We start from the raw sequence: 14,952 nt of genomic DNA on the forward strand, positions 1-14,952 counted from the left end.
GCATAAACTGAGAATGACTATGAGCAATGCACAAACAAATCCCCTTATTGGGCTTGAAGGACTTCCTCCTTTTTCAAAAATAAAGCCTGAGCATGTAGTACCGGCACTAAAAAAAGGTATCGAGCACTGTCGCAGTGCGATTGAAAGCGTACTAGCAAAGCAATCTTTCACCTGGAATGATTTAGTACTACCGCTTGAAGAAGCCGACGATAAACTATCGCGATTATTTTCACCGGTATCACATTTAAATTCGGTGATGAACAATGATGAACTTCGCGAAGCTTACGAGCAGTGTTTACCGCTTATTTCTGAATATTCTACTTTTGTTGGCCAACATCAAGGTTTATATGAGGCTTACAGCGCGCTTTATAACAGTGATGAATTTAAAACACTCACCACCGCCCAGCAAAAAACGATTACCAACGCATTGCGTGACTTTAAGCTTTCAGGCATTGCATTAAATCCTGAGCAGCAAAAACGCTACGGTGAAATTAGTGCGCGTTTATCAGAGCTTGCTTCAAAATTTGGTAATAACGTGATGGATGCCACGCTTGCATGGCATAAGCATATTACCGATGAAAGCCAACTAGCGGGTTTACCAGAATCAGCACTGGCATTAGCGGCCGATACAGCAAAAAGCAAAGACTTAGAAGGCTGGGTATTTACTCTCGATTTCCCATCTTACTTACCTATAATGACTTACGCAGACGACCGTGAACTACGCAAAGAAACATACACCGCGTTTTCTACTCGTGCATCCGATCAAGGTCCAAATGCAGGAGAATTTGATAACTCGGCGATTATGAGTGAAGAGCTGGCACTACGTCATGAGTTAGCACAATTACTTGGCTTTAATAACTACGCCGAAAAATCGTTAGCTACAAAAATGGCAGAATCACCTGCACAGGTATTTTCATTTTTAGAAGATTTAGCCGCTAAATCTAAGCCACAAGCAGAGCAAGAGCTTAAAGAGTTGCAACAATATGCAGAGCAACAGCACGGTATTAGTGAACTAGAAGCGTGGGACTTTGGTTATTACAGCGAAAAGCTAAAGCAAGAAAAGTACGCGATTTCAGATGAAGTATTACGCCCATACTTCCCTGCCGATAGAGTGCTCAGTGGTTTGTTTGAAACCGTTAACCGCTTGTTTGGTATTACTGTTAAAGAGCAAAAAGACATCGATACTTACCATAAAGATGTGCGCTTTTTTGAAATTTACGATAGCAACAATACATTACGTGGTCGTTTCTACTTAGATTTGTACGCCCGCGACCACAAACGTGGTGGTGCATGGATGGATGACTGTATGGGTCGTAAAGTGCGTGCTAATGGTGAACTTCAAACACCAGTTGCTTACTTAGTGTGTAACTTTAATAAAGCGATTGGCGATAAGCCTGCTTTGTTTACCCATAATGAAGTAACCACACTGTTCCATGAGTTTGGTCACGGCATTCACCACATGTTAACTCAAGTAGATGCAGCGCCTGTTGCTGGTATCAATGGTGTAGCATGGGATGCAGTTGAATTGCCAAGTCAGTTTTTAGAAAACTGGTGTTACGAAGAAGAAGCCCTAAGCTTTATTTCAGGCCACTTCGAAACCGGTGAGCCATTACCAAAAGAGCTACTAGATAAACTATTGGCCGCTAAAAATTACAACTCAGGTATGCAAATGCTAAGACAACTTGAGTTCTCGTTATTCGATTTTAAAATTCACCATGACTACGTGGCTGACAAGCCATGTAACATTCAAGCTGTGCTTGATGATGTACGCAGTCGTACTTCAGTCATTAAGCCGCCAGCGTTTAACCGTTTTCAGCATGGCTTTAGTCATATTTTTGCGGGCGGTTATAGCGCGGGGTATTACTCGTATAAATGGGCTGAAGTACTTTCGGCTGATGCCTACTCTAAATTTGAAGAGGAAGGCATTTTTAATCCACAAACGGGCCAAGCGTTTATGCAGCACATTCTTGAAAAAGGCGGCAGCGAAGAGCCAATGGCACTGTTTAAAAACTTCCGTGGTCGTGAGCCAAGTGTAGATGCACTACTGCGCCACAGCGGCATCGCCGCTTAGGGTCTGTTGACCTTTGCGGATTAAAATATAATTACAAAAGCGCCCCAGTGGCGCTTTTTTATTGCCTAAAATACAGTGCTATTAAAGAATATTTTGAATAAATTTTAGTAGTTTTAACATGGCGTACTATGCTTTGAACAAAGTACTAAAAGGGACTAACGTATGGCAAAGTTAATACTGGCAATTGATGACGATAAATTAATGCACCATATTATTGAAGAATCTTTAGCTGGGTTTTGCAAAGTGATCCATGCCAAAAATGGTGAAGATGGCATAAGACAAGCAAATAAATATAACCCCGATATTATTTTGCTTGATGTTGAAATGCCAGGCATGTCTGGTTATGAGGTTTGTCAAACTATTAAACAAAATAAAGCCACAACAGATATTCCAGTAATGTTTTTATCATCCAAAGTGGGGCAAGCTGAACGTATTAAAGGGTTTAGTGTTGGCGGGGCTGACTACATTTTGAAGCCTTTTAACGCACAGGAGCTGATGGCACGCATTAAAATTCTTTACCAGTATCGCAAGCAGTGTGCAACACTGCAGTATGATATAGCAAAGGCCAATAAAACAGCTGAAATGGCGATGATTGAGACCGGTGACATGGGGCGCATTATGCGTTTTGTTTGTCAAAGCTATCATGCCGATAATTTAGAACTATTAAGTGAATACTTTTTAGGCTTTTTTACTCCATTACACCTCAATGTCGTGGTTGTTTTTTGGCAAAATAACCAGGGAATGTTTTATAGCCAAGAAACTGGTGTATGCCCATTAGAGCAAGAGCTACTCATGCAGCATAAAAATGCAGAACGCTTTGTTGATATCGGTCATAGTACTATTATTAATTACCCTAATATTTCATTATTAATTAAAAATATGCCTGTAGATACGCCATCACTGTATGGTCGCTATAAAGATTTATTTCCGCATATTTTAGAAGTAACTAACGAAAAAGTAGTGACTATACAGCAGCACCAATATCGACTAATGCGCGATAATGAGCTAACCCTTGTTTTTAAAGATATTGTTGCCCAGCTTAAAAATCAAAACGCTATACAAACGAGTGCAATTAGCCAGCTTAAAGATCAGCTTGAGCAACTCCAATCGTTAATGCAAACACAAAATGAGCTAACAGCTTCGCAATTTAATCAGCAAATAACCCAACTTAGTCATACATCACAGCAGCTGGTTGCAACTACTAATGATTTAGCCTTTATTAAGCACCAACTAAAAACAACCACTCAACAGCGTGCTGACTTAATTACTCAAACAGGGCTAAGTAAACAACAAGCGCAGCCAGAACCTGAGAGCGAAAATAACGATATTGAGTTGTTTTAAACTAGAGATCGTATATTGCCTTTGTTTGGGTATAATAACGGTGAAATTTATCATCGGAGTGTGAAGTGGTTATACAGTGTGCGTTTAAAGAGTGTCGACCTTATTTAAATGAGTTAGAAGCACGCTTTGCGCTTGCTCAATGGGCAGAGCAAAGCAGTGGTTTTAGCTTGCATTACGATGATAAAGGGCTAAGCCTGTATAAAACTGATGAGCCAAAATTAGGTGCTATTAATGTAGACTTTGTAACGGGTGCCGTTGCACATAGACGTAAATTTGGTGGTGGTAAAGGACAATCAATTGCTAAAGCGGTTGGCCTTAATAAGGGGGCAACGCCAGTGGTACTCGACGCCACAGCAGGCCTTGGCCGCGACGGTTTTGTGTTAGCCTCGCTAGGCTGTAAAGTAATTTTACATGAGCGCCACCCCGTGGTTGCTGCACTGTTATATGATGGCTTACAACGCGCTTATAACGATAGTGAAATTGGCCCATGGATGCAGCAAAATATGAGCCTTATCTTTGGTTCAAGCCATACCTTACTTGCCCAATGTGATAGCATGCCGGATGTGGTTTACCTTGATCCAATGTTCCCGCACCGTGAAAAATCAGCATTGGTTAAAAAAGAAATGCGGGTATTCCAAGAGTTAGTGGGTGGCGATACCGACGCCGATGATTTACTCGATTTTGCTTACCCTCTTGCCAGTAAGCGTGTAGTGGTTAAACGCCCCGATTACGCGCCATTTTTAAATGATAAAACCCCGAGTATGCAAATCAAAACCAAGAAGAACCGCTTTGATGTATATGTAAAAGCCGCGATGGTTTAACTTAAAGGTTAAAGGTTAAAGGTTAACGGTTAACGGGCTACGAGCGACGGGTTGCGAGCCTAAAACATGCGCGAGGTAAACTAACGCTTATAGGGTGGCGCACCTGCTTATCATAATTTGCTCTATCAAGAGTTGAAGGGGTAGGTAATGAAAATGAATAAATAAATGACGAATTGCGTTTTAATAAATACCAAGCATAATTTTGGCGAACCCCGAACCCCGAACCCCGAACCCCGAACCCCGAACCCCGAACCCCGAACCCCGAACCCCGAACCCCGAACCCCGAACCCCGAACCCCGAACCCCGAACCCCGAACCCCGAACCCCGAACCCCGAACCCCGAACCCCGAACCCCGAACCCCGAACCCCGAACCCCGAGCTGAACTTTTAGATCTCGACTATTGAATATAGGATCTCAGCGCGTTTTCATGCTAGAATTTGCGCAATTTTTTTGTACTCGATAAGTAGCACTGTAATGATCTTAGATGATATCCGCATCGTTTTAGTAAACACATCACATTCTGGCAATATTGGTTCTGCGGCACGTGCCATGAAAACCATGGGATTATCAAAGTTATACCTTGTAGATCCTGCTTGTGAAATAGATAGTCATGCCAGCGCACTGGCTGCAGGTGCTACAGATGTACTTGGTAATGCGGTTATTGTTGATACGGTTGCCGATGCTATTGCTGATTGTGCATTAACTATTGGTACTAGCGCCCGCTCACGTACGTTGTCGTGGCCTATGGTAGAGCCGCGTGAATGTGGTGAAAAGCTTGTTGGCGAAGCTGTAAATGGCCCTGTAGCACTTGTATTTGGTCGTGAAAACAGTGGCTTAACAAACGAAGAATTACAACTGTGTAATTATCATGTGTGTATTCCTGCTAATCCAGAATACAGCTCGCTAAATTTAGCCATGGCAGTACAAACCTTATGTTATGAAACGCGTATGGCATTTTTAAATCAACAGCCTAAAGCGGAACAACAAGAAGACGAAACCCTATATCCATCGTCTAAACAAACAGAGCTGTTTTACGAACATCTTGAAGACACCTTGTTTAAAACAGGCTTCATCATTAAGCAGCACCCAGGCATGGTAATGACTAAGCTACGTCGCTTGTTTAATCGTGCTCGACCTGAAGATGCTGAAATGAACATATTACGAGGTATTCTTACCTCAATTAATAAGTCTATAAAATAGCAATTAGTTATAAATAGCGCCCTTTATTACTGCACTAATACTTGACTAAATTACTCAGGTAATTACAATAGACCCAATACTTGACCAAAACAGTCGGGTATTACAAGTTTATCGGTGGCCGTTTGAGGCTAGCCAATCAGGATAATACTTGACTAATCTACTCTGGTAATTAAAATTTGCACTCTTTTGTGCGGGGGGCGTTATGAAGTTAACATCAAAAGGCAGATATGCCGTTACAGCCATGCTGGATGTTGCACTACATGCAAATATAGGCCCTGTAGCGCTTGCAGATATTTCACAGCGCCAAGAAATTTCTTTGTCTTATCTTGAGCAGTTATTTGCCCGTTTACGTAAAAATGGGCTAGTGAGTTCTGTTCGAGGTCCTGGTGGGGGCTATTTACTAGGACGTGAGGCCGATGTAATTTCAGTTGGCGATGTTATCAATGCGGTAGATGAATCTGTTGACGCTACTCGGTGTCAGCGAAGCAATACTGGTTGTCAAAGTGGTATGCGTTGTTTAACCCATACATTGTGGTCAGATTTAAGCGCACGAATTGAAGAATTTTTAAATAATATTACCTTAGCTGAATTGGTTGAAAAGTCGGACGTTAAAGCGGTCGCTCTTCGCCAAGAAAACAGCGTTAATGATGCAATTAAGCAGTTGGAAAATATTCAAGTAAGCTGTCAACTTTAAGGTTGACCTGCAGCGGAGAGAGAAATGAAGTTACCGATTTATTTAGATTACGCAGCAACTACGCCCGTTGACGAACGAGTTGCCAAAGAAATGATGCAGTGCCTGACTATGGACGGTAATTTTGGTAATCCAGCATCGCGTTCACACCGTTTTGGTTGGCAAGCTGAAGAAGTCGTTGACCAAGCACGTACTGACATTGCCGATTTAATTAATGCAGACCCACGTGAAATCGTATTCACATCGGGTGCAACAGAATCAAATAACCTTGCTATTAAAGGTGCGGCTCAGTTTTACAAGAAAAAAGGTAAGCATGTTATTACCGCTAAAACTGAACACAAAGCAGTTATCGACACATGTCGTGAGCTTGAGCGTCAAGGGTTTGAAGTAACTTATATGGACGTTGAAGAAAACGGCCTACTTGATCTGCAAAAATTAGCAGATACGATGCGTGACGACACCGTGCTTGTAAGTATTATGCATGTAAACAACGAGCTAGGTGTAATCCAAGATATCAACACCATTGGTGAAATGTGTCGCGAACGTAAAATTATGTTCCACGTAGATGCTGCACAAAGCGCGGGTAAAGTTTTAATCGATGTGCAACAAACCAAAGTAGATTTCATGTCATTCTCGGCGCACAAAGTATACGGCCCTAAAGGCGTAGGTGCTTTGTATGTTCGTCGTAAACCACGTGCCCGTTTAGAAGCACAAATGCACGGTGGCGGCCATGAACGTGGTATGCGTTCTGGTACATTAGCAACCCATCAGTTAGTAGGAATGGGCGCAGCATTTAGAATTGCAAAACAAGATTTTGATAAAGATCACGCACACATCAGTGCGTTACGTAAACGCCTAATCGACGGTATTTTAACAGATATGGACGAAGTGTACTTTAACGGCACACAAGACCAATCAGTACCTGGCATTGTTAACATTAGCTTTAACTTTGTTGAAGGTGAGTCGTTACTAATGGCTGTTAAAGATATTGCGGTATCGTCAGGTTCAGCCTGTACATCTGCAAGTTTAGAACCTTCTTACGTATTACGTGCATTAGGTCGTAACGACGAGCTAGCACATAGCTCAATTCGTTTTAGTATTGGCCGTTTTACAACCGAAGAAGAGATTGATTACACCGTTGAGCTAATGAAAAACTCGATTGGCCGTTTACGTGAAATGTCTCCTCTTTGGGAAATGCACCAAGAAGGTGTTGATTTAGATTCAGTTGAATGGGCGCACCACTAATTAGTGGAGCCCATACCTAGCAGGTAGTGAGGATAGAATTATGGCTTACAGTGATAAAGTAATCGACCACGTAGAAAACCCACGTAACGTAGGTGCTCTAGATAAAAACGATCCGTCAGTGGCAACGGGTATGGTAGGCGCACCAGCATGTGGTGACGTAATGAAACTGCAAATTAAAGTGTCTGCAGAAGGCGTGATTGAAGATGCAAAATTCAAAACGTACGGCTGTGGTAGTGCAATTGCTTCATCTTCACTGGTAACAGAGTGGGTTAAAGGCAAAACACTAGACGAAGCGTCTACTATCAAAAATACTGATATCAGCGCAGAGCTAGAATTACCACCAGTGAAAATTCACTGTTCAATTTTAGCCGAAGATGCAATTCAAGCAGCAATTGCAGATTACAAAAGCAAACATACAAACTAAGAGATATTCATGGCAGTGACATTGACAGATGCGGCAGCAAACCGCGTACAATCATTTTTAGCAAACCGTGGTAAAGGCATAGGCCTGCGAGTTGGCATTAAAACGACGGGCTGTTCAGGTCTTGCTTATGTATTAGAGTTTGTTGATGAGCTAAACGATGACGATGAAACATTTGCGGCCAAAGGCGTTACCTTAATTGTTGACGCTAAAAGCCTAGTTTATATCGACGGCACTGAGCTCGACTACACTAAAGAAGGCTTAAATGAAGGGTTTAAATTTAATAACCCTAACCAAGCTGATGAGTGTGGTTGTGGCGAAAGCTTTACCGTTTAAGCTCAAACTTGTTTTGAATACTTAGGGTCTGTTAACCTTTGCGGATTAAAATTTGTTTAAACTAGGGACGATTTAATCGCGGCGCGAGGTTTGTAACCTAGTGGGCTAAGTAAAAACCGAGCAACAAAGAGTAAATCGCCCCTAGGCAGAACCCTTCGGGCAGCGCCTGTTTGGCATTGATGCTGCGTTATCGCCTATTTATGGGGAATAACCACACCACATAGGCTCTGCCTTGCCTAAACACCAAACAGACTGCTGCAAATAAAACCTTGAAAGGTGAACAGACCCTGAGCTACTTGGGTATAACTAAGCCCTGCCAATTAATGTAGGGCTTTGTCATTTGTGAGAAGTTATGCGTTATTTTGAGTTATTTGCAATTCCCGTTGACTACAATATTGATTTAGCAACGATTAACAAGCACTACTTAGAACTTCAACGTGCTGTTCACCCTGATCGCCATGCTAATGCTAGCAGTCGTGATAAATTAATGGCCGTACAAAGTACTGCCGAAATTAATGATGCATTGCAAACACTCAAGCACCCCGTTAAACGTGCAGAATATATGCTGAGCGAGCTGGGCATAGATATTCGTGCTGAACAGCAAACATTGCAAGATCCCATGTTTTTAATGCAGCAAATGGAGCTTCGCGAAGAGCTTGAAGAGTTAGCGACCGCAAGCGATCCTGATTCTGCTATTGATCATTTTGAAAAACAAATAAAGCAGCTTGATCAGCAATACAGTGCGCAATTGGCAGAGCAGTTAGCAAGTAACGATGAGCAGCAATATCAACAAGCAGCAGACAGTATTCGTAAGCTAAAGTTTGTTTATAAGTTACGCGACGAACTTGAACGCATTGAAGACAGTTTATTTGACGATTAATTCACTTGCTGCAAAGCGAGCAACACGAGTTTAAAGAGCATTATGGCATTATTGCAAATTGCTGAGCCGGGGCAGAGCGCGGCACCACATGAACATAAATTAGCAATTGGTATTGATTTAGGTACCACGAATTCATTAGTTGCAACCGTACAAAGCGGCGAAGCTCGTACTATTACTGATGAGTCAGGCGAAGCAATGTTACCGTCTGTAGTGCGTTACCAAGCTGGTGGCATAACCGTAGGTGCAGACGCAATGCAAGCAGCTACTCTCGATCCGGTTAATACACTCATTTCAGTTAAGCGCTTTTTAGGTAAAACCCAAGCCGAAATAGAGCAAAGCTATGGCCAACTGCCTTATCAATTTTGCGATGATAACGGTGCACTTGCGATAGCAACTGAAGCCGGAAAAATCAGCCCAGTAAAAACATCAAGCCATATTTTAGGTGCCCTAAAAGCACGTGCAGAACAAAGCTTTGGTAATCAAGATATTTTAGGCGCAGTTATTACCGTACCAGCCTATTTTGATGATGCACAACGCCAAAGCACTAAAGATGCTGCTGAACTTGCCGGCATTAATGTACTGCGTTTATTAAACGAGCCAACTGCTGCTGCCGTTGCTTATGGTTTAGACTCAGGTCAAGAAGGCATCATTGCCGTTTATGACTTAGGTGGCGGAACATTTGATATTTCTATACTGCGCTTAAATAAAGGCGTGTTTGAAGTATTGGCCACTGGTGGCGATTCTAGTCTAGGTGGTGATGACTTTGACTCATTATTAGTTGACTACTTAAAACAAGAAACCGGCGTGACGGGGTTATCTCCTTCGGTATTACGTTTATTTATAAATAAAGCCAAAGCATGTAAAGAAGCACTCAGCCAATACGAAAAAGTAAATGTTGGCCTTGAGTTTGACGATGAAAAATACATGGTTGAAGTAACACGAGAGAAGTTTAACGAGCTGGCTATGCCACTGGTTAAAAAAACGCTCCGCTCATGTCGTCGTGCAGTAAAAGATGCCGGTATTGAAAACCAAGAAGTATTACAAGTCGTGATGGTTGGCGGTTCAACCCGCATGCCGTTGGTACGTACTCAAGTTGGCGAGTTTTTTGATAAACAACCACTCACTTCAATTGACCCTGATCGTGTTGTTGCTCTGGGGGCAGCATTACAAGCAGACGTATTAATTGGTAACAAGCCAGATTCAGACATGTTATTGCTGGATGTGTTACCGTTGTCGCTAGGACTTGAGACCATGGGTGGCTTGGTTGAAAAAATCATTCCACGCAATACCACTATCCCAGTTGCACGTGCGCAAGAATTTACTACGTTTAAAGATGGTCAAACGGCTATGTCGTTGCATGTATTACAAGGTGAGCGTGAACTGGTTGACGATTGTCGATCGCTGGCAAAGTTCAGCTTAAAAGGCATTCCACCTATGGCGGCGGGAGCGGCGCATATTCGCGTTACCTTTAAAGTAGACGCTGATGGTTTACTAAGCGTATCAGCCATGGAAAAATCAACTGGCGTTCAAGCAGAAATACAAGTGAAACCGTCGTTTGGTTTATCTGATGAGCAGGTTGCTAATATGCTTAAAGAGTCGATGAGTAACGCTAAAGGCGACATGCAAGCGCGTATGCTTAAAGAGCAACAAGTTGAAGCGCTTCGTGTAATAGAAGCAATGGAAGCCTCTATAGCTGCTGATGGCGATTTACTTGAGCCTGAGCAACTAGCGGCGCTAAAAGTGGAAATAAACGAACTTGCAAAAGTACGCGAGAGTGCACAAGAGCCAAGCGAAATTAAAGCAGCCATTGAAAAAATGGACAATGCGAGTAGTGATTTTGCCGCGCGTAGAATGGATGCATCAATTAAAAAAGCCTTAACAGGCCAGTCAGTAGACAATATATAAGAGAGATTAGAATGCCACAAATTGTTTTTCTTCCCCATCCGGAGTTGTGTCCTGACGGTGCTGCAATAGAAGCGCCCGCTGGCGAAACGGTACTTGATATCGCGCTTAAAAATGGCATTAGCATTCCTCATGCCTGTGAAAAGTCATGTGCATGCACAACCTGTCACTTAGTGATCCGTGAAGGTTTTGACTCATTAGATGAAAGTGACGACCTAGAAGATGACATGCTAGATAAAGCCTGGGGTTTAGAGCCTGAGTCACGTTTAGGTTGCCAAGCAATCATTAGAGATGAAGACTTAGTGGTTGAAATACCAAAGTACAATCTCAATATCGTTAATGAAGAACACTAGTTTTTAATTAACGACTATTATATTAAAAGCCGCTGTTTAATACAGCGGCTTTTTTTGTTTGTATAAGTAGCAGCGGGTTTACCTCGCGTCTTTTTAAAGGTTACGAGCAACGGGCTGCGGGTAAATTAAAATAGCCTGTAGGCGGGGCTTTATGCCGCGCACATGTAGCAGCGGGTTTATCCCGCGTCTCGAAGCCCGAAGCCCGAAACCCATTCCGGAGGTATATTTTGAGTGATCTTATTTTTTCAGACTCGTTTATAAACGGTGAATTTTATAAAACCGCTACGCGATTTAGCGTCGATGATCCTGCGACCGGAAAAAGCATAATAGATGTAAGCGATATTGACGAGCAAGGCGTAAATACGGCTATTAATGCGGCAAAAGGCGCGTTTGTAAAATTAAAAGCCACGAATGCAACCGAGCGAAGTGAAACTCTGATGCGCTGGTATGAGTTGGTGATTAAACATAAGCAAACGCTAGCTACACTTATGACCAAAGAGCAGGGGAAACCGCTTAAAGAATCTCTCGGTGAAATAGATTATGGTGCCGGCTTTATTAAGTGGTTTGCTGAGCAAGCTAAGCGTAGCTATGGGGATGTGATCCCTGCAACCGACAGTCAGCATCGCCTAAGCAGTTATAAACAACCTATTGGCGTGGTTGCCGGTATAACACCATGGAACTTTCCTGTGGCTATGGTAACTCGAAAAGTTGCCCCTGCTTATGCTGCTGGCTGTAGTTTCATTTTAAAACCTTCTGAGCACACACCACTATGTGCTATTGCTTTAGCGTATTTAGCTGATCAGGCTGGCTTTGTAAAAGGTGCATTTAATGTGTTGGTATCACAAAACGCTAAAGACGTTGGTAAAATGTTGACTGACTCAGAGGTGGTACGTAAGTTCACCTTTACTGGCTCTACAGGTGTGGGTAAGCAGTTACTATCGCAATGTGCTCAGACAATTAAGAAAACATCAATGGAATTAGGTGGCAATGCGCCGTTCATTATTTTTGATAATGCCGATATTGATGACGCCATTGATGGCTTAATGGCGGCTAAATTTAGAAATAGTGGTCAAGCGTGTGTGGCAGCAAACCGTATCTTCATCCAGCGCAGTATATTAAATGAAGTATTTGAAAAAATTACACCCAAAGTCGCTGCGCTTAACGTTGCAAACGGTTTTGATGAAAATGCCGATATAGGCCCGCTTATTTATCCCAAAGCAAAAGAAAAAGTGCAACAACTGATTAAAGACGCTCTTGATAAGGGCGCTACGCTAATTGGAGATAACAGCAATTTAGGTGGCAGCTTTCAAAACCCATTAATAGTTACTAATGTCACTACACAAATGGATATTTATCACGAAGAAGTATTTGGCCCTGTGTTAACGGTGATCCCATTTGATGAAGAAAGCGAAGTCCTTGCGCTAGCTAATGATGTCCCTTATGGATTGGCTGCATACTTTTATAGCCAAAACATTAAACAAATCTATCGTATAAGCGAAGGGCTAGAGTTTGGCATGGTAGGTGTAAATGAGGGGGTTATATCAAATCCTGTAGCACCGTTCGGTGGGGTAAAACAATCAGGCCTCGGAAGAGAGGGTGGTCACCAAGGTTTAGATGAATACCTAGAAGAAAAGTACGTATGTACCAAGATTTAACTACCGAAACTGTTCCGATAAGTTAACAGTTAAGTGTTTTAAGTTGCTTGATTTGGATGTAAATGCTACCTTTTCAAAAAGATTCAAGTAAACAAAACGTAAAGAATTTCTATAAGTAGAAATAACCCCGTGTGTAAATGCCACCATTTTGGTGGCATTTTTTTGCCCTGTTTAAGGAGAGGTTTTTTGCATTTCTCTATTCTTAGGGTCTAAATTATTCTTAGTTAGATGCTATTGTGATTATATCCTTTTTAAAAGCGCAATTATATGCAGTATCAATTCTTCTTCCACTATGCGGCTTTTTTGTAACCCCATGTTTTTTTTAATTGTTTATTTTTATGTGTGAGTAAGTAGAATGAAGTTTCAGTAGTTTCAAAACTATTGAAATATAGTAATAATGTACAATTGTGTTCTACACATTATTAAATTAACATCCCGCAAATTCACCCATTAAAAAATAATACAGCACCCACTATGAGTAGAAGAAATCAAGCAACGGTAGACCAGGAAGTTTCGTTCGGCATTGACGAAGAGTTAGTTTCTACAACAGATTTACGAGGCGTTATCACCTATGCAAATGATAACTTTTGTAAAGTTTCAGGGTACAGCATTAATGAATTGACAGGGAAAAACCATAACATGGTTCGCCATCCTGATATGCCGCCTGCGGCATTTGGGGATATGTGGGCTAATTTAAAAAGCGATACTGCTTGGCGAGGAGCGGTAAAAAATAGATGTAAAGATGGGCGTTATTATTGGGTAGATGCCTTTGTAACTCCTATTTATGAAAACGGTAAAAAAGTAGGTTATCAATCAGTTCGTCAACAACTTCTTCCAGAATATAAAAACCGCGCAGAAAAGCTATACCAACGTTTAAATAATGGTCAATCAATTACGCCTTTAAGTGAAAAATTAGCTGCATTTAAGCTTCCTCTATTTATTGGAGGGGCAGCTTTAATTGCTTGGTTAACAAGCTATATGTTCTGGTTATGTTTGCTGTTTGTTCCTCTGCCTTTTGTTATTTTTTACGAAGAATTAATTCGCTCGCAAAGCGCAATCAAAAAAACCAAAGCAGGTCCAGATAGCGTATCTCGGCATATTTATTCTGGTAGCGATAGCCTCAGCTACAGTGATTTTCAGATTAAATTACTTGAGGGTAAAGTTACGACGATTGTTGGCCGTATAATTGATGGTACTTTAAGCCTTAGTAAAGGTGCTGATTCTCTTAAAACTTGTGCTGAAGTTGCACAGGCCGGTGTTGAAAAAGAAGCATCAGAATTACATCAAGTGTCGTCAGCGGTTGAAGAAATGGTACATTCAATTGATGAGGTTGCTAAAAATACCTTAGTAACCAACCAGCGTGTTCAGCAAGCTCACCAAGACTGCGAAAGCGCAACGCAAGCAATGTCAGGCACTATGCGTGAAGTATCGTTACTTGCAACTGAAGTTGATAACTCGGCAAGTTCAGCGAGCGGGCTAGCAACAGAGGCTGAAAAAATTGGTGGTATAATGCAAGAGATACAAGGGATTGCCGATCAAACAAATTTACTTGCACTTAATGCGGCTATAGAAGCTGCGCGTGCTGGCGAGCATGGCAGAGGGTTCTCGGTTGTTGCTGATGAAGTGCGAGCACTCTCAAGTAGAACGCATACTGCTACAGAGCAAATTCAAGTCTCTATATCTGAAATGCAATCTACGTTACTCAATTGGTCAAAAACAATGGAAGCTGGCAAGAATGCGGCAGAGACCTGCGTTAAAGAAACGCGAAATAGCCAAGATATCGTCTCAAAAGTATATGCTGCAATTACTGATATTTCTGATTTAGCAACGCAAATATCAACGGCAGCAGAAGAGCAAAGCATGGTATCACAAGAAATCAGCCGTAATATTTCAAATATTAGTACCGCTTCGTCAGAAAACTTAGCCCAAGCGCATAATGTAGGTGCTGAGTCTAATGCGATTGAAAAGCACTCTAAAGCATTAGCATCACTAGGTCTTTCTTTCAAGTAGGTTAATAAGTTGGCAAGGACAGCAAA

13 protein-coding genes are annotated in these 14,952 nt (G+C 41.9%); all 13 read left to right on the top strand.

What is annotated here, in order from left to right; translation table 11 throughout:
* Positions 1-19: 19 nt before the first annotated feature.
* A complete protein-coding gene (gene prlC, locus AC0L7Q_RS01455; RefSeq protein WP_413401201.1) occupies positions 20-2,071 on the top strand; it encodes an oligopeptidase A in 2,052 nt (683 codons plus the stop codon).
* 162 nt (positions 2,072-2,233) lie between these two features.
* Positions 2,234-3,412: a response regulator gene (locus AC0L7Q_RS01460; protein ID WP_409424557.1), complete on the top strand. Its 1,179-nt coding sequence runs from the start codon at positions 2,234-2,236 to the stop codon at positions 3,410-3,412.
* Between the two features lie 65 nt (positions 3,413-3,477).
* Complete coding sequence (locus tag AC0L7Q_RS01465; protein WP_413401202.1) at positions 3,478-4,233, top strand: class I SAM-dependent methyltransferase; 756 nt, start codon at positions 3,478-3,480, stop codon at positions 4,231-4,233.
* A 474-nt stretch (positions 4,234-4,707) separates the two neighbouring features.
* Positions 4,708-5,433: a tRNA (cytosine(32)/uridine(32)-2'-O)-methyltransferase TrmJ gene (trmJ, locus tag AC0L7Q_RS01470; protein ID WP_008113920.1), complete on the top strand. Its 726-nt coding sequence runs from the start codon at positions 4,708-4,710 to the stop codon at positions 5,431-5,433.
* A gap of 202 nt (positions 5,434-5,635) precedes the next feature.
* The gene (gene iscR, locus AC0L7Q_RS01475) at positions 5,636-6,127 is read left to right on the top strand and encodes a Fe-S cluster assembly transcriptional regulator IscR (RefSeq protein WP_008113921.1); all 492 of its coding nucleotides are present in this window, start codon (positions 5,636-5,638) and stop codon (positions 6,125-6,127) included.
* Positions 6,128-6,151: 24 nt separating this feature from the next.
* Positions 6,152-7,369 carry an IscS subfamily cysteine desulfurase gene (locus AC0L7Q_RS01480; protein ID WP_413401203.1) on the top strand — a complete coding sequence of 406 codons (1,218 nt, stop codon included), beginning with the start codon at positions 6,152-6,154 and terminating at the stop codon, positions 7,367-7,369.
* Positions 7,370-7,409: 40 nt separating this feature from the next.
* Entirely contained in the window at positions 7,410-7,793 is a 384-nt protein-coding gene (gene iscU, locus AC0L7Q_RS01485; RefSeq protein ID WP_054202356.1) for a Fe-S cluster assembly scaffold IscU, read from the top strand.
* A gap of 9 nt (positions 7,794-7,802) precedes the next feature.
* Complete coding sequence (gene iscA, locus AC0L7Q_RS01490; protein ID WP_008113924.1) at positions 7,803-8,126, top strand: iron-sulfur cluster assembly protein IscA; 324 nt, start codon at positions 7,803-7,805, stop codon at positions 8,124-8,126.
* Between the two features lie 352 nt (positions 8,127-8,478).
* The gene (gene hscB, locus AC0L7Q_RS01495; RefSeq protein ID WP_413401204.1) at positions 8,479-9,006 is read left to right on the top strand and encodes a co-chaperone HscB; all 528 of its coding nucleotides are present in this window, start codon (positions 8,479-8,481) and stop codon (positions 9,004-9,006) included.
* A 42-nt stretch (positions 9,007-9,048) separates the two neighbouring features.
* Complete coding sequence (gene hscA / locus AC0L7Q_RS01500; RefSeq protein ID WP_413401205.1) at positions 9,049-10,911, top strand: Fe-S protein assembly chaperone HscA; 1,863 nt, start codon at positions 9,049-9,051, stop codon at positions 10,909-10,911.
* An 11-nt stretch (positions 10,912-10,922) separates the two neighbouring features.
* Positions 10,923-11,261 (top strand): ISC system 2Fe-2S type ferredoxin, encoded by a 339-nt coding sequence (gene fdx / locus AC0L7Q_RS01505; RefSeq protein WP_008113929.1) that lies wholly within the window; start codon positions 10,923-10,925, stop codon positions 11,259-11,261.
* Positions 11,262-11,488: 227 nt separating this feature from the next.
* Positions 11,489-12,916 (top strand): NAD-dependent succinate-semialdehyde dehydrogenase, encoded by a 1,428-nt coding sequence (locus AC0L7Q_RS01510; protein ID WP_418157326.1) that lies wholly within the window; start codon positions 11,489-11,491, stop codon positions 12,914-12,916.
* 474 nt (positions 12,917-13,390) lie between these two features.
* Positions 13,391-14,926 carry a methyl-accepting chemotaxis protein gene (locus AC0L7Q_RS01515; RefSeq protein ID WP_409424565.1) on the top strand — a complete coding sequence of 512 codons (1,536 nt, stop codon included), beginning with the start codon at positions 13,391-13,393 and terminating at the stop codon, positions 14,924-14,926.
* The last annotated feature ends 26 nt before the right edge of the window (positions 14,927-14,952 follow it).

The sequence above is a fragment of the Pseudoalteromonas sp. KJ63-1 genome (assembly GCF_055808145.1).

What these genes read in the sequence shown, in the direction of transcription:
- iscU (WP_054202356.1), top strand. Translation starts at nt 7,410, where the DNA reads ATGGCTTACAGTGATAAAGTAATCGACCACGTAGAAAACCCACGTAAC.
- trmJ (WP_008113920.1), top strand. Translation starts at nt 4,708, where the DNA reads ATGATCTTAGATGATATCCGCATCGTTTTAGTAAACACATCACATTCT.
- fdx (WP_008113929.1), top strand. Translation starts at nt 10,923, where the DNA reads ATGCCACAAATTGTTTTTCTTCCCCATCCGGAGTTGTGTCCTGACGGT.
- AC0L7Q_RS01480 (WP_413401203.1), top strand. Translation starts at nt 6,152, where the DNA reads ATGAAGTTACCGATTTATTTAGATTACGCAGCAACTACGCCCGTTGAC.
- hscA (WP_413401205.1), top strand. Translation starts at nt 9,049, where the DNA reads ATGGCATTATTGCAAATTGCTGAGCCGGGGCAGAGCGCGGCACCACAT.
- hscB (WP_413401204.1), top strand. Translation starts at nt 8,479, where the DNA reads ATGCGTTATTTTGAGTTATTTGCAATTCCCGTTGACTACAATATTGAT.
- iscA (WP_008113924.1), top strand. Translation starts at nt 7,803, where the DNA reads ATGGCAGTGACATTGACAGATGCGGCAGCAAACCGCGTACAATCATTT.
- prlC (WP_413401201.1), top strand. Translation starts at nt 20, where the DNA reads ATGAGCAATGCACAAACAAATCCCCTTATTGGGCTTGAAGGACTTCCT.
- AC0L7Q_RS01515 (WP_409424565.1), top strand. Translation starts at nt 13,391, where the DNA reads ATGAGTAGAAGAAATCAAGCAACGGTAGACCAGGAAGTTTCGTTCGGC.
- iscR (WP_008113921.1), top strand. Translation starts at nt 5,636, where the DNA reads ATGAAGTTAACATCAAAAGGCAGATATGCCGTTACAGCCATGCTGGAT.
- AC0L7Q_RS01460 (WP_409424557.1), top strand. Translation starts at nt 2,234, where the DNA reads ATGGCAAAGTTAATACTGGCAATTGATGACGATAAATTAATGCACCAT.